The 18,189-nt window shown below is 47.8% G+C and carries 13 protein-coding genes; 1 reads left to right on the plus strand and 12 read right to left on the minus strand.

Features of this window, described 5'->3' with window-relative positions; all coding sequences use genetic code 11:
• The first annotated feature begins 426 nt into the window (after positions 1–426).
• Complete coding sequence (fabF, locus tag WCK19_RS00710; RefSeq protein ID WP_342395421.1) at positions 427–1,671, plus strand: beta-ketoacyl-ACP synthase II; 1,245 nt, start codon at positions 427–429, stop codon at positions 1,669–1,671.
• Between the two features lie 47 nt (positions 1,672–1,718).
• On the opposite strand, the gene WCK19_RS00715 is transcribed toward fabF, so the two are convergent.
• The 12 genes from WCK19_RS00715 to dtd all read right to left on the minus strand — a co-directional run bounded on the left by WCK19_RS00715 (position 1,719) and on the right by dtd (position 18,127).
• Positions 1,719–2,090 (minus strand): hypothetical protein, encoded by a 372-nt coding sequence (locus WCK19_RS00715; RefSeq protein ID WP_342395422.1) that lies wholly within the window; start codon positions 2,088–2,090, stop codon positions 1,719–1,721.
• Between the two features lie 19 nt (positions 2,091–2,109).
• The gene (locus WCK19_RS00720; protein WP_342395423.1) at positions 2,110–5,226 is read right to left on the minus strand and encodes a tetratricopeptide repeat protein; all 3,117 of its coding nucleotides are present in this window, start codon (positions 5,224–5,226) and stop codon (positions 2,110–2,112) included.
• 86 nt (positions 5,227–5,312) lie between these two features.
• Positions 5,313–6,503 (minus strand): hypothetical protein, encoded by a 1,191-nt coding sequence (locus tag WCK19_RS00725; RefSeq protein ID WP_342395424.1) that lies wholly within the window; start codon positions 6,501–6,503, stop codon positions 5,313–5,315.
• 8 nt (positions 6,504–6,511) lie between these two features.
• Entirely contained in the window at positions 6,512–8,761 is a 2,250-nt protein-coding gene (locus WCK19_RS00730) for a glutamate mutase L (protein WP_342395425.1), read from the minus strand.
• 4 nt (positions 8,762–8,765) lie between these two features.
• A complete protein-coding gene (locus tag WCK19_RS00735) occupies positions 8,766–9,431 on the minus strand; it encodes a hypothetical protein (protein WP_342395426.1) in 666 nt (221 codons plus the stop codon).
• A complete protein-coding gene (locus WCK19_RS00740) occupies positions 9,431–13,519 on the minus strand; it encodes a zinc ribbon domain-containing protein (RefSeq protein WP_342395427.1) in 4,089 nt (1,362 codons plus the stop codon). Before WCK19_RS00740 ends, WCK19_RS00735 begins: the two co-directional genes overlap by 1 nt.
• A 52-nt stretch (positions 13,520–13,571) precedes the next feature.
• On the minus strand, positions 13,572–14,192 hold the full coding sequence (locus tag WCK19_RS00745; RefSeq protein ID WP_342395428.1) for a hypothetical protein: 621 nt from the start codon (positions 14,190–14,192) through the stop codon (positions 13,572–13,574).
• Between the two features lie 6 nt (positions 14,193–14,198).
• The gene (locus WCK19_RS00750) at positions 14,199–14,990 is read right to left on the minus strand and encodes a DUF6754 domain-containing protein (RefSeq protein WP_342395429.1); all 792 of its coding nucleotides are present in this window, start codon (positions 14,988–14,990) and stop codon (positions 14,199–14,201) included.
• Positions 14,990–15,511 (minus strand): hypothetical protein, encoded by a 522-nt coding sequence (locus WCK19_RS00755; protein WP_342395430.1) that lies wholly within the window; start codon positions 15,509–15,511, stop codon positions 14,990–14,992. Before WCK19_RS00755 ends, WCK19_RS00750 begins: the two co-directional genes overlap by 1 nt.
• 121 nt (positions 15,512–15,632) lie before the next feature.
• Positions 15,633–16,022 carry a hypothetical protein gene (locus WCK19_RS00760; RefSeq protein ID WP_342395431.1) on the minus strand — a complete coding sequence of 130 codons (390 nt, stop codon included), beginning with the start codon at positions 16,020–16,022 and terminating at the stop codon, positions 15,633–15,635.
• A gap of 24 nt (positions 16,023–16,046) precedes the next feature.
• Positions 16,047–17,498, minus strand: a complete 1,452-nt coding sequence (locus WCK19_RS00765; RefSeq protein ID WP_342395432.1) for a choice-of-anchor D domain-containing protein — start codon at positions 17,496–17,498, stop codon at positions 16,047–16,049.
• A gap of 164 nt (positions 17,499–17,662) precedes the next feature.
• Positions 17,663–18,127, minus strand: coding sequence for a D-aminoacyl-tRNA deacylase (gene dtd / locus WCK19_RS00770; protein WP_342395433.1), 465 nt, complete (start codon positions 18,125–18,127; stop codon positions 17,663–17,665).
• Positions 18,128–18,189 lie beyond the last annotated feature (62 nt).

Genomic DNA, 18,189 nt, shown 5'->3' on the forward strand with positions numbered 1-18,189 from the left:
TAGCAAAGACGCTCTTTTATGCGGTAACGGGCATGTCCGCGCTCTTTAGCATGCGCTTAGCGGAGCGACTCACAGGTGGTTTTCGCCACATTTTCGGATAAGGCAGTTTTCAGCTAATTACTCCCTCTCTCTGAAACCGACTCTATGGTTAATTGTCCTGCTCAACGTTTCTAAATATTTAATTGTGAGGAAAGTATAGCCAGCAGAACAATTGCTGTCAAGTGGATTTTTACCAACATACCAACCCACTTGAGCATAAATTCAACCGCCAAGACCACCTAACGCCGAAATAGAATCTAATTCGCCGAGATACTGTCCCGAAAACAGGCAACAAAAATGATTTGCGGGCAGTTTCGTGGCTGTGCTATACTCCCCTTTGCAACCAAATCAGAGATAGGCAAACCGATAGATTGGGGGAAGTGTAGTTTGGCTAGAAGAGTTGTTGTTACAGGTATGGGCGCAATCACCCCGCTAGGGCTAGATCTCGAAACCACTTGGAACGGGTTGGTAGAGGGCAAAAGCGGTATTGGCTCTATAACTCTGTTCGATGCCTCCGAGCATAAAACCAAAATCGCAGGGGAAGTCAAAAACTTTAACCCCGATAACTACAATATTGACCGCAAAGATGCCCGCAGAATGGATCGATATGCCCTGTTTGCGCTGGCAGCTACCAAACAAGCGCTCGACCATTCAGGCTTGAAAATTGAAGATAACAACCGCAACCGAGTGGGCGTTATCTTGGGAAGCGGTATCGGCGGCATCGGTATTCTGAGCGAGCAATTCAAAGCGCTGCACGAAAAAGGACCAAGCCGTGTTAGCCCATTTTTTATCCCAATGATGATTGCCAATATGGCAAGCGGGATGGTTTCCATTTACTATGGAGCGCGTGGCACTAACTTCTGCGTGGTCTCGGCTTGCTCTACCGGAGCGCATGCTATCGGTGAGGCGGGCGAAATCATCAAGCGGGGCGAAGCGGATGTAATGATAGCGGGTGGCAGCGAAGCTCCTATCGTGCCTATCGCGGTGGCGGGCTTTAACTCTATGACCGCTCTTAGCCGCAACAACGATAATCCACAGAAAGCCAGCCGCCCTTTCGATGCCAAACGCGACGGTTTTGTGATGGCTGAGGGCTCAGGTGTGCTAATTCTGGAAGAACTGGAGCATGCTTTAGAGCGTGGCGCTACTATCTATGGGGAATTGAGCGGATACGGCAGCACTGACGATGCCAGCGATATTGTTCAGCCAGAAGAAACAGGTGAGGGCGCTGCCCGCGCTATGACGTTAGCAATGGAACGAGCCAAGCTCGCCCCTGAACAGATAGATTACATCAACGCACACGGAACTAGCACCCAGCTAAATGAAAAAGCTGAAACCGCCGCCATCAAACGAGCAATGGGTAAGACCGCTTACGAAGTTTCTATCAGTAGCACCAAATCTATGACCGGGCATTTGCTAGGCGCGGCGGGTGCATTTGAAGCGATTGTCTGCCTCAAAGCCATCAACGAGGGAATTATACCCCCAACCATTAACTACGAGTTCCCTGACCCTAATTGCGACCTAGATGTAACTCCCAACGTGGCAAAGAAAAAGCCGATTCACCATGCTATGTCGAATAGCTTTGGCTTTGGCGGACACAATGTCTCTGTGATTCTCAGCAAATTTGAGAATTAGCCAGAAAATAAATTATCCCCTTTCCATTGCGGGAAGGGGATTTTTTTCTAATCTTCCTCAATCTCAATTTTGATAGAGGTATCAGAACTCTCCTGAGTACGGGCGCGGCGAGAACGTTCGAGTTCTTCCTGCGTCCTAATCCGTTCCAACTGGTAATCAATCAACTTACGCCAGCCCAGCAAAAACTCGCGTTGGGAGTTACGAAACAGGCGGCGGGCATCTTCTGGAATAACCTCATCGGTGGCATCACGCACACGGAAAGCAATCTTATCAGAGAAGTCGCGCACCATTTCGGGCATACGCTCAAACCCCCAAAAGCGATAGGTATCGCCACTATCGTAATCATCAAAAACCTGCTCTTTGGGAGAAGAGGCTTTCGGGTTATCTAAATCATCAATATCAATATGTTGGTCGCTCATAATTCACCTAAATATATAATTATTGTTTTACTTTCAAGCGTTGGAACGCCTGCAAATCGGCGATACCATGTTCATTATCATTTATAGCGATAAAAAGTTGTCCCCGCAACTGGTATGCAGTGGCATAGGTAGAACGCAACTCAATCGCCTTGCTAAGCGCGTCAATCGCTTCCATTATCATGCTTTGGTTCTTGTACGCAAGACCTAGATTAAAATAACCATCGGCATCATTGGGTTTCAGTTTAACATACTCGACAAATTCCTGTGCAGCAAGATGGTAGTTCTCGCGAGAGGTATAAGCCACGCCCAGATTGTAATGCGCGTCAGCTTTCTGCTCAACACTTGGCTCTGATGATAGCACAGCCTGAAACTGTTCGATGGAAAGCTCAACCCTACCTGCGAGCGCGTAGGCAGAAGCCAGCAATTCGCGAATACGCAGGTCATTGGGTGAATAGGTAAGAGCGGTTTCGTACTGAGCAATAGCCAATTCAGCTTCAGCCTGTCGCTGATAAATCTGACCAAGCGCCAACAAAGCTTCTACTGCATCTGGTTTGATGCGAATAGCATTATTGAGAGTATTAACTGCTTCCTGAGTTTGTCCCATTTGCAGGTAAACCCTGCCCAGAAAAATATAGGCGCTGTAATCGTGCGGGCGAATCCGCACCACTTCAGTAAATTGAAGAACCGCATCCTGAATCTGCTTGCGACCGAGATAAATCATCGCCAGATTAAAACGAGCATCCGCCGAATCAGGGTCAATTCGGAAAGCGTTGATATAACAGGACATTGCCTGAGACTCGTCTTTGGAGCGGCGATAAGCGTTGCCAAGCCAAAATTGAAGGCGAGCGCTGCGCGGGTTGCGAGCGGCGGCGTTCTTGATAATATCGAAAGCATTTTTCTCGTCACCCAACTCCAAATAGAGGCGGCTCAGGCGGTTATAAACCTCTTCGGGCGCGTTAGGCAACTTCATTACATTCTGATAGATGGTAAAAGCCTGATTGAGCAAATTGGTTTCCTGATAAACCACGCCCATATACAGCATCGCTTCAGCGTTATCCGGCTCCAATTGCAAAGCTTTCTGAAAAGCTTCACGGGCTTCCGCGAATTGCTGGTTGCCAAGATTGCCGATACCCTGATTAATATAGTCCTGAGCGGTAGCAGGCGATAAGGCGGCGCGGGCGCGAGTGGCTTCCTTGAACTCTTCTTTGGCTAATTCAACCTGACCACGTTGTTGGTAAATTTCACCCTGCGCGTAGTGCGCCAATGCGTAGAAGGGGTCACGCTCGGTACGACTCTGGCGCACCGCTTCCTTGAGCGAGAGTACCGCACTTTCGAGGTCTTGCTGTTCGCGCAGTAACAAACCCAGCATGTAATGCGCTTCCACCAGTGTATGGTCAATACGAAGGGCTTCCTGTAATTCTGCAGAAGCCTGATGATAGCATTTTTCAGATTCATACAAATCAGATTGCGCCTGATGTAGCCGAATGCGCCCCAAATCTACTCTGGCGCGAGCATAATCTGGTTTAAGCCGTAACGCATCGCCAATGCGAGTAATGGCTTCTTCATAAAGTAGGTGATTATCTGAATTATCTTGTTTGGGAGAGGGCAATGCCTTATTATCGGCGCGATTCTGCTCAGATAACTGCAATTCCTTAAAATAAGATATACCCAACCCTCGAAAGGCAACAGCATAGCGCGGGTTAATCTTGATGGCATTTCCTAACTCCCGGCGGCACTTGCCGAAATCACCCTTTTCTAGATAAGCCATACCGAGGTTATAACGAGCTATCGCCAGTTCAGGATTATCTCGTACCACCCCAATAAAACTTTTTACCGAAAAATCGAGCTTACCCTGTAACGCCAGCGCTACCCCCATATTTACGCGAGCTTCAAATAACTGGCTATCGAGCGCCCATGCTTCCTGATAACAGCGCAAGGCTTTCTCAAGTTGATTGCAATAGTAATAAGCGTTCCCCAGAAAAAAATAGATAATGGCGCGTGCCACCGGATTTTCATAACGCGGATAAACTTCGCTCATTATATTGGCAATAAGCGCCAAACTAAATTCATTACGCGCCTGCTCGAATTTACGCAAACCGTAAGCGCCCAACCCGGATACAAAAGCATTGAAAGATGCGCTATGATGTGCCGAGTGTAGCCCCAGTTCAAAGCTGGATAAACACATTATCTGCATATCACCTGCGGGAGGAGGCGCGTCTTCCAGCGAAGCCAATATTTCAAAGACAGGCACAAACTCACGCCGAGTATGGTAAGTGTTCCAACCCCAGATAACCACATGCGCCCGGTTCAGTTCAGCATGTTGCTTAGCAGTAACGGAATCATCAGCGTAAGCGGTCTTGAAAATCGCCAAATCGTCCACGCCTGACTGACTAATTGCCCGCCCGATTCCTTCCACCAGAAAAGCCGAAATTTGACGCGCCCCGCTCACATGCATCCAGCGGTCTAAATAATCAGGGCGGATAAATTTCTGGCGCGTCTTGCCTTCCTGTTGTGGTTCTCCTATTTCGTTAGTGGCAACCAAGCTTGAAGTAGTGCTAACCCCGCTAACAAAGCGAGTAACGGCAGCAGCAGATTGGGTAGTATTGCGATTCGGACGAGTTGCCAGCGCAGTAGAAGCGGTTGTGTTCAAGCCGTTCCGGGCAAAACTCTCAGGCAAAGCCGCAGATTGTTTTTCACCCTGCAACGCCGCTACAGGCTGCGCTCGGCGTTTCTGTCGCAAGTTATCGAGAAAGTGACTTCCATGCAAACTTTCTTCAAAAGGTAATGATTCATCCTCAAAATGAACAGGCTCGGAAAAGCGTCCAAACGGCAAACGCCGGATTCGCTCAGGTCGCAATATGCCAATATAGCCGCCATCCGGTTCTGTTTCTTGACTAAATTCCGCCAGCGCAATAATGAATTTTCCGATGGGCAACTTGGGAGGTGGTAGGTTCAAGACCAGCCAAACCATCAATACAACCGCCGCAATAAAAGTCCTGAATAGAAAGAAAGCCGGATTGCGGGGAAAATTAACCCAGTTGAAGATGTCGCTAAACGCAATAGTAAGAGCCAGCGCCATTACCAAAGTGGCAACTAAGGCAAAGCCTTTTCGTTTTGTTAATTGGTATAACTGCATTTTATCGCGTGAACCTGCTTACCAAAAAATTTTACTACTGTTGAGGTATAACTTAAATTGCCGCATGCCATAGCGAAGCAATACGCTTAATATTGCTCCAGCACCTCCATATCAACGGCTGGAATCATTAGCCTTCTACCGCCACCCACCTCCACTTCTACCATCCGGTCAAGCGCGTTAGCTCCCACATAACGACGCTGTGGTAGATTGATAACCCGCCCTAATACACCCAGATAAGTCGGATTGGTAAGCCTAACCAGCGAATTAACATGGGGCAATTGTGCTTCAAGGCTTATATCGGTGGATGGGTGCGTATATTCTGAGCCTACCACTGCGATTATTTCAGGGCGTTGCCAACCACGCCGCAAGCGCGTTATGCCATTTATCGAAATCTGCAAACCGTTTTGCTCGGAAAGCATATCAAATACCCGGTTCGCCATAGGACGTTGCCCGAATCCTTCGGTCAATATCAGCGTAAAGGGGCAATCAAGGGGATTGAGTTCGGCGGGAAACCGCCAATTATTTTGTCCCACCTGATAAAAAGATTCGCGTTTGCGATAATCCAAAAATTTGGTCATTTCTTCTTCGCGCATGCTTCCGGCAATGACACCCTTTACCCGAAACTCTACCGCCTTACGTAAAACCTCAGCCGTAACCACCGCCCCTGCCAACAAAATAAAATAGGTGCTACGGGAGTCTATACTTTCAGGACTCACCGAATGGGTTGGGTCGGCTACCATGCTCCGCAATACACCGTGAACCTCACCGCCGAAACCAACCGCCCCTCGCAGGTAATTTGCCCTAGTTTCTATCTTTACTCCATAACCCGGCACAGTCTCGGAAACTATTCCTCGTACAAATGCTTCCAATACCAAAGGTGTGGGCGAAGGAGTCAGGCTTAAATAGCCAGTTGCCTCATCATACGCGCTCAGAGTAGCGGCGAAAGGCGCACGAAACTGCATGCCTCTGAACCCTTTTTTCTGGGCAATAATCTCTCCATCAGAAAGGCGATCGCTCACCTTTTTGAGCAATAGCTTGTTTACTTCCTTAGGAGGCATACCAAAATACTCACTAAGATTGAATAATCTAGGGCGACCCGGCAAGAGAGTGCGTGCTACAGGCGTATCATTATCTACCCGTTGACCAGCGGCAACAACTACCTCTCCCACAAGCGGCAAGTAGCGTTCCACCATTATAGGAATATTCCACGCCAACGTTGGATAAGGGCGAAACGCCGGAACGGGGATTGATTGTTGGAAACGCATATTAACGCTCATAAGTCCCACTATCTTTTCTTCTTGCCTTTTCCGGTCAATTCTTTTCGCAATAGCTCTTCAGGAGTTAACTCCGAAAGGGAAGTCGGTTCCACAGTTTTCTTTTTGGCTGGCTTGAAAGTTTTTTGCGGTTTTGTCTTCGCAATCGGCTTTGGTGTAGGCGCGACTTTCACTGGCTCTTTTTCAGGAAGTGCTTTTAGTTCAGCCACAGGCTGAGAAGGTGGAGCTTTGCTGTTGTTCAAAGCCTGCAACGAATAACCACCCTGATTATCCTGCTCGGCTCTCTGAAGAGCATTGCGGTAAGCGCTATACCAGTGGGCAACTAATTCTTGCCGCTCATCCGAGTTAGAAGGAAAATGTAAAGGGCGACCACGCGCATCAATAACCAACCCCACCGAACCGCCGTTAATAAATTCTTGGCTACGTATCGGCACACCTGCTGCGGCGCTACCGATTCTGAAACCGGGTGCAGGTATAATCTCAAGGGTTGCTTCTTCATCGGAATAAAACGGAATAATTTCTATATCCCCGTATTTCACTTTCAATTGGCGAGTACGCCCGGAACGAGTATGCAAGCTTACAGTTACAGCAAGGCTACCCGGTGAGGCATGCCCCAACGGTACAACCACCGAACCAAGTCGGTTAAGGCAATCATATTGGAACAGATAAGCCGCTGCATTAGGATTGTAAGTTGCCAGCGTACCGGCAGTTGACATTAGCATTGTGGTATCTAGTTCTATATCAAGCAAACCCGTACCATCACTGCCGGCAGGCTCAAAAGCATCCAGCAGCATCAATACCGCATGCCAAGGAGTAACATTTACCAGAGGACCGCCCACCCCGATAATCCGGTTATAATCCAGCCCTTTGGAACTCTGCTTGGATAGCATTATATAGTTACAACGCAAAGCCTCACGAGCAAATGCGGCTTCGATATAACGCTCTCGTTCATCTGCTGGAATAGAATTTGGGCGCAGGGTTTTGTTCAAGGCGTAATGGATTACCTCATCTTCGGTAATGTTAAAAGGAATCCATCTTAGTATCCTTACTACCCCTGTCTGTGCCAATACATTACTCAGCCCATAGCTCAAGCCAAAATCGCCCTGCACCATCGAGTTAAATTCCCCAGCGGTGGCATAAAACAGAGAAGTGTTATTCCCGCCAATATCGGCGGTCAAAACCTTATTTCCCGCAATCTGGTGCGCTAAATAGCGAGTCATCAAGCCAACTGCGCGGCAAGTTGTATTTACCTGTCCGCTCGATAATTGGGCAAGTTTCTGATAACCCGGCAAGCCCGGCAAGAGCCTTTCCTGATAGAGTAAGGAAAGTTGGTTCTGGAGCGGTTCAAGATTCTCCCGGTCATAGGAGGGTTTGATATTATCTACGAGAAAGGACTCCAATTGCCCTGACATTTTTCCCATCAGAGCATCATGCGCTTTTGAATTACCTGCAAATATAAGGGTTGGTGCTTTATGATCTACTCCGGTTGCCATTGCCAGAACCGCTTCTTGACGATTAGCTTCAAGCACCACATCGAGCAAAGCCAGCAACGGTTGATAAGAAGAACTATCAACGCCACCGCTCATTACAATAAAGTTAGGGCTTAGTCTCCTCAACTTAGCGATTTGCCGCTCACGCCAATGTCGCAAGGTGCGGTCACCTGCTAGGCTTATGCCTTTTTGTTTCTTCTTTGTACGCTTGCTGGCTAAAGCCTCTTGCCCACTACCAAAAATAGGCGGTCTGGAAGTAGAACCTTTAAAAGGGTTAAATTCGGCTTCAGGGTTATCAAAATCAATCTCGACAGTAGTAAAACCGGTTGCAGAGTCAAAGTCATCACCGTAATCATCAAGGCTGATAGTATCCAAAACGGTGGTATAAGTGGAATGGCTACCACGCGCAGCAGCCGCAGCCGATTCATTCTTTACCAAACCGGCGGCAACTAACCGCAAAGGTTCGGCAGCGCTACTACTTGCCAAGAAAGCATCTACTCCGGTTCGGTCATCTTCTTGTGGTATCAGGATACGACCGTCAGAAATAAGCTTTCGACCAGTGCTGGCTTCAATCGAAGCGATAGCGTTCATGACTCCGACAGTCACATCCATAAAGGGGGCTTCGGAAGTGCTAGGCGCTTCACCGCGAGCTATAAAGCGATAAGCATTATCGACGATTTCTATCAAAACTACGCGGGTTACATTGCTGCCGCAATCCGCTACCAACGCCGACTCTAATTGCCCAACCAACATTTGACGACTGGAAAACACCGGGTCAGCCTCCTAATTTGATAAGAAACATCAGCCGATCTAGCAAAGCCGCAAAATAAGTCAAGAATACTGACCCAAAAATTGCGCCAAATGTTAGCATTAAAGACCAGCGCCCCAACAAACGCACTATCACCCCTGCTTGTGCCGTGCCGCTTTCTTCAGGGTTCTTACGTATGGTAAACTGGAAATAAGCCAGTGAAAGTAGCACCCCTGCTACCAGCACAATATTGCCGAGAATGTCCCAGCTATTCGACCCGGCGCTCCCACGCAGATTAACAATGGTTTGCCCGACCTGCGGAACTAACGTGCCGAATACCGCACCCGACAACGCTAACGCAGAAACCGTACCTATTACCATCGCCATAATTATATTGTGGAGAGAACGAGTGGCGCGTCCTACTCTAACCAACAGAAGCGCTCCCAGAACCAAAGGAATCGCAAAGGTTAAAACGGTGGCTAAAGTGGGTGAACCTCCGGAGGTTTCCTGCCGGACGGCATCAAAAGCCGGAATAATAATTCCAAATATTATCTGTAGCACAGCCCAACCGAGGCTAACCCCAACCAACAGGTATTCGGCAATCCGAAACAGCACATTATCGCTTACCAGATAGCTATATACCATCAGTGTCAGTACCACCGCGATACCTGTTCCCAAGCTTGACCAATCCATCAGGCAGACCCCCGTCGTTTCCTTAACTCAGCCGATAAGTAAACCACGTTCACTACAATAATTATCAGTACCAAACCCAACGACGCAAAAGTTTGTGCATTAAGGCGTTGGAGCAAATTCACATTGCGATCTGAAGAAATATTACGGTCAAGCAGTAATTGCTGGTATTGCGCCGCGCCGCTCAATCCGGTAAGCAAAGCTTGAGGTCGGGTAAACTTGCCGAAGCTTCCCGCTTCTGCGGCTGGTGGTCCAAACACATAGGGCTGCGCGAAAGGTTGGACTGCCGAGGGAGTTACCAATAACAAGCGGGCATTTGGCTGAATACTTAATTGCTCGACCCATGAACGTACACTGCCTTCATTACCAGCCAACACAATTATCATGTCAAAGTCCTGCAAACCGTTAATTCCCTGCATCACCGGGTAACTGGATGCCTGTGCGCCTTTTTTGTAATCGGGCAGAGCGCCGATATTAGAGAAAAGGCTTCGCAAGGCGGCTTCATTACCAGAACGGTAGCCTAGATTCAAATATCCGGTGCCATATTCGTAAAGACGAGTAGCGCTGTTACCGTACTCAGGGCGGGTAGCAAGTTCGTTGAGAATTTGGCTGGCAAGGGCAGGTCCTTGCGGATTCAGGCTAACCGTCACAATACGCGAACGCTTCGCCATAACATGCTGGGTCACACTCTGCGATAGGCTTCGCATTTCACCGTTTACTTCAGCATCCCAATCATAAGCCAGTAACACTTTCTGGTTTGATTGCAGACTTTCAACCGCAGTAAAAAAATTAAGGGTATTAGGCTGAATATTAATTGAGGCATCTTTTATCGGCGTTAACAGGATACCAAGCAGAGCCGCCAGCAACAGCGCCATAAAAGCGGCGTATCGTAACAAAGTAGCCCGGCTAATAAGCGGTTTTTTCTGCTCTTTTTTATCCTCAACCACTATTTTATGAGACGAGGATAACAAAGTATTAAGCACATCTGCACCCACCAGAATTACAGGTATGGTCACTACAGGAAGGTTATCGGCTAGTTTAACCGAGTCAGAAAGTAAATCCGGTTCTTCAGTTACAGTCGGACCAACAGTGCGTAACCATGATGGCAATTGTCCCGGCACAAATTCTGTCAGGCTTGGCTGGCTGATTGCTTGAGCAGGCTCAGGAACAACAGGTTCGGATTGTTGTGCCAACCATAAAGGCACATCAAGATCACCGAGAAAGTTCTGACCTTCTATTTCAAGAGACAGTGGTGATGCAACTTCCATCTGTGGCATCTGCAAATTTGGCTGGAGAGTACCAACATCCTCTATTTGGATGATACCCTTAAGGTCTGCCGTATCATCTTTTAACCAATCCGGTATTTCAGAGAGCGGCATGGGTATTTCAGGCGCAGGTTCGGGCTTCTTTTCGGCGTTAAGCCATTCCGGGACTGTTACGGGCAGTGGCTCATCATCACCCAACAGCGCAATTTCGCGCAATAGTGCGCCTATCTGCGACTCTTGAGCAACCGGTTTCGCCACATCGGTATCCGGAGAAGTGGGCGCGGCGAGTGTTTCGGTTTTATCCTTTAACCATTCCGGTATATTTTCAAGCTGCGCATCCAGAGCATAAGACCCTACCTGTGAATAGGTTTTAGGGGCTTCTTCCGCCTTACGAGTTGGAGCAGTACCTTGCATCATAGATTTGAGCCAGTCAGGGGGTTCTTCTTCACCTGCCTGACCTTGCGGATATTCAAACTCACCTAGCCATTCCGGGATTTCAGCGCTAGAAGTACCCGGCGCATCCACAACTGTATGAGATGACTCGCTAACTTCCGGTTCTGTATCCACAAAATTGGCAAGGTCAAACGGTTCGAGTGTATCTTCGGTTTGTTCGCGCGGAGCGTCAATCGGCGCAGGAACGCTTTCAGAAACGGGCGGTTGTAACCACTCCGGCACTTCCTCAACAGGCTTAGCGGTGGTTTCTAGGTCAACCTCACCCAACCACTGCGGAAACGCTTCGGTGGGTACAGCGGCAATGGGTTTTTCTATGGATAGTTCTTCTTTTAAACCTTTTAGCCAATCCGGTATATTCTCTTCTTCCTGCGCTTGATTCTCAGATTGGACTCCGGTTGTAAGCCAATCTGGAACGGCTTCTGCAACAGTAGTAGAATCAGGAGATGAAATTTCACCTAGCCAATCCGGTATAGCTTCTTCTTCCTGCACTTGCTTTTCAGCTTGGACTCCGGTTGTAAGCCAATCTGGAACAGCACCGGGTGTAGGTGTAACAGGCTCATCGCCAATTTCGGCTTTCAACCATGCGGGCAGTTCATCAGGTATTTCTTGAGATTCAGTTGATGTTATCTCACTATTCAACCATTCCGGCATATCAAGAGAGGCTACTTGCTCAATCAGATTTTCCTCAGACGAGGTTTCTTGCGGCAAATCTACAGAGCTATCCGAGATTTGCTGTAAAGCCAAATCAGCAAGACTAAATTCTTCGATTGGATGCGCCTGCGACTCAACTAACGGAGGATTAGCTATATCCTCCGAAGATTTTACCTCTTGTAGTAACATCTCAGGACTGGTTAATTCATTAGTCTGGCGCAACAATTCACGCATTGAAAGTGGTCTTGTTTCATCAGAGGATTGTACTGAACCAGCTTCTTCCTCTGTCCATTTAGGCTTATCTGCCTCAAATTCGTCTGTAGGAATAAACTTTGAGGACTCAATTTGCTGTTCAACAGCAAGAGTGAAAGGCGCAAGCGTTATTTCCGATTTTGAAGTGGTAGGCGGTGTGTAATTTGGAAGCTCTAGACCTCTAAGCCATGGAGCAACACCTTCACCCCAAGGCGCGACAGGCTGAGTCGGAGCAGTTTCCCTTGATGTAGCAACGTCACTCTCTTCAACACTTTCTTCGATGAACAATTCTTCCAGCGGAGGTAGCGATGCTGAGTCTACTAACTCTGAAGTTCCACTTTTCCTCACTACGCCAACCACATTATTATTGCTCAAATCGGGAAGCTCTTCAAGCTCAAATGTGTCAAAACCAAGTAATTTTCTGGCGAGAGATTTGGGGTCGCTTTCTTCAAAAGCCTCCTCCAGAGCCTTTTCAAGTTCAACATCACCGAAACCACCCGGTTTTCCGATTGAAGAGTCTTGTTCGGCTTGATTACGCTTGAGCCATTCCGGCACATCTCTTGAAGGGCGAGGCTGTCTTTCGGTCGGAGAGAACAAACCTTCCGGTGGTTCTACCAGTTCATCAGTTTGGTGCGGGAAAGGAACAAAAACCGGCTGATCTCGCAAGCGGCTTGAAGTGCGATTTTCCTGCTTTTCCGAGGAAGGGGAAGTAAGGTCGCGCAACCATGTAGGCATACCATTATCCAAATCTTCGGTAGCAGGCTTGCTGAAGCGGCTATCAGTATCTAGCCCTCTTTCAGCCGGAGATAATTCAAAGGGCGCGACTTCCGAAGAATTAAAATTTCCGGTTTCTTCGAGCGAAAACACATCAAGTGCAGGATTTTGCTCTACACTTGAACTGTGAAATACTGATTCGCCGGGAGGTTGTGCCATAGATAACCAATCTGGTAATTCACCAGTCTGCGGCAAGTTCGAGCGACGAAGCGATGGGGCTGCAATCGGACGTTCTTCCGGCGGAATTTCCTCAATCGGCAAGCGTAATTCCTCGGCAAGTAGCCCAAAGTCTTCCGGCGCAAAAGCGGGTAACTCCAAATTAAGTTCTTCCAGCGCACCAGATTCCTCATCATCCGGTGAAAAATCAGTGGGTTTGGGTAAATCGCTCCGCAAAGCACTGAAAGAATCAAAAGACTCAGTATGGGAGGAGTCGTTTCCTTTTTCTTGGCGTTTTTTAGCAGCGGCTTCGGCAAAGCGAGAGAGCTTACGGTTAGAAGTGGGAGTCTCCTGTCCGAACTGTTGCAAGTTTATCCGCCCCCCAAGCGTAGGTGTTTCCTGATTCCCTACCTGATTTTCATCTTTCTTTGCTTTTATATGTGAACGTGGCGTACCACAATTCTGGCACAGGATAGCATTAGGCGAATTTAGTTGCCCACACTCTTGGCATTTATTAACCTGTTCAGCCCGGTCAGACATAAAGTTACCCGAATCCCGTTTACAACTTTATAAAACGTCTTTTGGCAAATTTTCAGCCCAGATAACGGTTATCCACTCCTAAAATATAACGCAAACTGGTTGCAATCGCTCCTAAAGCCGCACCAATTAGCACGCCGCGCAATACTCCCATAACCGGATAATTCTGGAACCAGTGTGCAAGGTCGCTCAAACCACCGAATGGTTGTAGCGCAACTTGCCCTAACAATACAATCAATGCACCCACCAACATTAAAGTTGACTCTACTGTTCCTATTCTTAAAGCTTTTATCGCTGCTGAAACCATCAGGAACGCCAGAAGAGAAAACAAAGTGGTCGAAAGCGGTTGATAAATATATTGGTATATCCAGTTTGTAACATCATCTTGCAGGTTTGTGACTCGCCCGATTATACCACCAACAAGCACACCACCCGCACTCAAAAGCAATATCAGGCTGTAAACGTAGCCCGATTCGCGCTTTAGCGCTCGCCCGAAATGGACTCGTACCACGTTGCCCAAGCCTACCAGCACGGCAAACGCCATAATAATAGAAGCCCAAAGCCCCAACAGCGAGGCAAAACCCTCTACTACATTATTGGTAAAAAAATCTATTAAAACCAGAGCCGCGCTCAGGTAAATAATGATTATTGGTATATATAATCCGGGTTTACGCATAAGCTATTACCGTAAAAATAAATCGCCAACATTGAATCCGAGAGTTGCCGCCACTACACCCCCCAGAATGCCGATAATTATCAATATTCGAAATACATCCTGCACTTGAAGCGAGGCTAACTGAGACGGTTTACGGCTGAGATAGGCAGGAGCAGCATATACTTCTTCGCCCAGCAGCGTATTTTCAAAACCGGCGCTGGCAATTGCCAAAGGCATTGCTTGTGTGTTGGTAGTACCCACCACCTGCGGGAGGTCGAGCCGATTTGCCATATCACCCAACAACAGATACTCAGGACCAATCCGCCCGATTAGAGCGGTCCCGCTAATGTTTGGCTCTGCGATTATCGAAACAAGCCCTGCCGCATAAGCAGCATTTTGTTGCTGTGTAATAAAGAGGGTTTGCTCAGGTTTATAATCCTGAAGGCGACCAGACTGAACATATTCGGCATCAGAGGTAGCATCTGCCATCAAATAGGTAATCGCATCGTTAGTGGTGGTGATTACGCTACCTTTACTTCGTGCTGCCACCTGTTGGACTGAGGATAAAGAGCTGATTCCACTAAGGGTTTCAGCAGTACCGGCTTCACCTTCCAATCCGCCATTCCCAACCGAAAAATGCACTTTTGAGCCTGTTTCAACCGTTCGCTGAACCATTAGACGCAACCGATTCAAGCCGGGTAAAGGGCGTAAATTAACAGCGCGTTTTCGTTCCAGTTGCGCCCAGCTATAGAAATACAGTAGCACAAACGCCAGAATAATAACTATGGAAATCAGCGTACCACTGGATAAGTCTGCCATTATTTCTTACCTCTTTGTTGCCTACGCTCTTGCGCCAACCGTTCCAGCTTACAAACCAGCCGATCAAGGTTGGAGCGTTTTTCCAGCAATTTACTCCAGCATCCGGTCGGGTCGTTCAAACCGAAAGCGGTACGGGTAAACGGCTGCATCGCCAGTAAAAACTGGCTTCCGAAAAAACTTAAAGGACGATTTGTGGCGAAAAACAGTCGCGCCGCCGAGTTCAACCCAGAACGGTGAAACCAATTTGCCATTTTATCCAGTTCAAATTCTTCATCAAAAGGTTGTGATTGAGTCTCGCCCTTCGCTGCGAGAGCGGTACAACTATCAGGTAACGAAACGGGTTCGTTGTTGCGAAATTGATTTACCAAATGAGCCGGTAAACGCACCATTAGCCCACCTGCCTGACTGGCATGGCGGGCTTGAGATTCGCTTATTGCGCCCAGTTCAAGGAGTCGCTGCGCTTGCGCGGGGGTAGCCTGTATATTGACATAGCTTTCCCCAATATTTTCGCTATTTCTCATTACGCAGTTGCGACCGGCTTAAGTTACCTCAAACCCGAAATAAAATTCAATAAATATTTGTTATGTTAATACGTCTCAGCCCTATGATACCATATTTTAAGGCTTTGTAAATGGTTAATGCCTAATAAATAATTGGAAAGCGCTCTTCAAGGGTAGTACGCAATTTCTCAAGCAAGGCTGAGTCGGAAGGAAATGGAAGATAGAGGGCGCGAAACACAGCGGCGCGTGATTCAAGCGGAATTATCCAGAAACCTTGAGCAGTTTCGCGGCATCCGCCGAAATCCAACCATTTATAATGACGGCTGAATAACTTGAAACCGCGTTGGATAGTTATGCCATCGGCATTTATCCGGTAATAACTTGGAGTAAAAAAGGGGAGTAAAGTAAATAAAAGAGCTAATGCCAGCGCACCTGCCACCATTAGGGGCAGACTAATCACCAGCGCCAGCCATATTACTGTCAATAATGCTAATAATATAGCAGAGCGCAGCCCACCACCGCGCTCCACCATAAGCCACTTACGCCATTCCAGCTTTTAACGCCTTGCTCGTTTGCGCCAAAGTATATAGGCTGACCACAAGCCGGAAATAGCTAACGAGAGTGTGCCACTGCCAACCAATAACAAACCCCACCAACGCGGAAAGACTGAATTAGTAGAGCCTGTGGCAGGAGCTTTACCCGGTACTGCGGGTTGCGGTTGTAATTGAGTCCGACTCTGCCCGGTCTGGCTGCTGATAGCCCCAGCATAACCTTCGTAGCGACTGCCAGTGACTGCATCAATTACTTCGGCGAAAACATCCTGCGATAACAAGCTGCCTACAGTACCGGCGGAGGCGGGAGGCGCTTCCACAGTCAGGCTGAGTACCGCAGAACGACCGGACGGCACATCGTAACCGCTCCAAATCACACGTTTGCCGTTATCTTCAGTGCGGGTTGAGCCAACATCTGATGAAGCCGATACCACCGACACGCCATTAGCAAGAGGGATTTCCACAGTGTTTTGCACATTTATGGTGTTCTGGAGACCGTTATGCAACGTGAAAGTTAACACATAGCGGTTGCCTTTTCCAGAGGCGATTGGCGGCAACTCGGCAGCGCGGCACACTACCAAATCTATCCGTCCTTGTATTGGGCTGGTCGGCGCACAATTGCTACCAGCTCCGGTACTTTCGGTAGTTGAAGGAACTGTAGTGGTGGGCGGAACGGTAGCGGTAGGAGGAGCAGTAGTGGTCGGTGGAGTAGTAGTAACAGGCGTATTAGTAACCGGACGAGGTATCAGATTAAAATTAACGTATGAGATTGCACCCCCGCTCACCGATACCTTCACTGTATCCAGCCCATTATCGGTCACATACAGAGTTCTGTCATAATCAACCCCAATCGTATGGTTGCCGGGTTTTATATCACCATAGCCATAATTGCCCCACGCATCAACATATTGTTGTTGCCTTCCGTCCAGAGTAACTTTTCCGTTAGGACCGGGATAAGGCTTGCCCTGCAAGGTAATTTTTCCAACGATGGTCCCCAACGTAAAGCCTTGTCCCGATAGAGAAATGGGATAAATAAGTCGTGCTGCAGTGCCGTAAGCAACTTCCAGAGTAGCGTTGTAATTCGCAATGTTAGTGGGACTAAAACTAACATTATATGTACAGCTTGCATTTGGGGCTAACCCTCCACTGCAAGTGGTACCTGTAACGCTGAAAGCAGAGCCTCCGGGTACAATGCTATACCCGGTAATGTTGATAGTATTTGGGTTAGTATTACTAAAAGTCACTACACTGTTAGCAGTAGTACCAACATTTACCGAACCAAAATTCCCGCCAGATGCAGTTTGAGAAACTGGCGCAGCCTCAACCCCGATAGCAGGCGCTAAACTTACTAATAATAATAACACCCAAAGAATACGCCCTAAGCGAGCCGGATTAAGACCGACTCTGCGTAGCTTTGAGGCAACACTTTTTTGCTGATTCCGCTTTAATCTGAACATGCCTTTTCTCCTGTAAAGCCAACAACTAGAGGTTAATTTGCAAATTTTATATTGTTGAACCGTAGGATTTTAGTTTATTGAAGATAATACTAACTAATCATAACAAAGATAGTAGTATAGTCAATAACAATAAACGCAAGGGAGCGGGAATTTTACGAGACAGATTATTTTTTATTGTTAGCTTCGGCGCTATCTATAACAATTGTTACAGGTCCATCGTTTTCTATCGCAACCAGCATTTCTGCGCCAAAACGCCCGGTTTCTACTTTTAATCCGGTTTCCCTTATTTTATTGACGAAGTAATGCACCAGCGGTTCCGCTACATCCGGCAATGCGGCATTTAGGAAGCTGGGTCTTCTGCCTTTACGGGTATCGGCATAGAGCGTAAACTGGGATACCACCAGCAATTCGCCGCGAGGCACAAGGTCAAGCGCGGATAGATTCATTTTACCATCATTATCTTCAAATATACGTAGGTTGGAAATTTTGTTGGAGAGGTAATCGGCATCGGCTTGGACATCGCCATGTGTTACTCCTACCAGCACAACGAAGCCTTTGCCGCATTGCCCTACCACTTCGTTTTCCACCGTAACCTGACCCCGCCGCACCCGCTGAATAATCGCTTTCATTCTGAGAAGTCTCTTTCCTTTATCACAAACGAAAAGCGACGTTACCGCCGCCCTGCGTCAAA

This window comes from Candidatus Chlorohelix sp., assembly GCF_037138995.1.
Taxonomy (GTDB): domain Bacteria; phylum Chloroflexota; class Chloroflexia; order Chloroheliales; family Chloroheliaceae; genus Chlorohelix.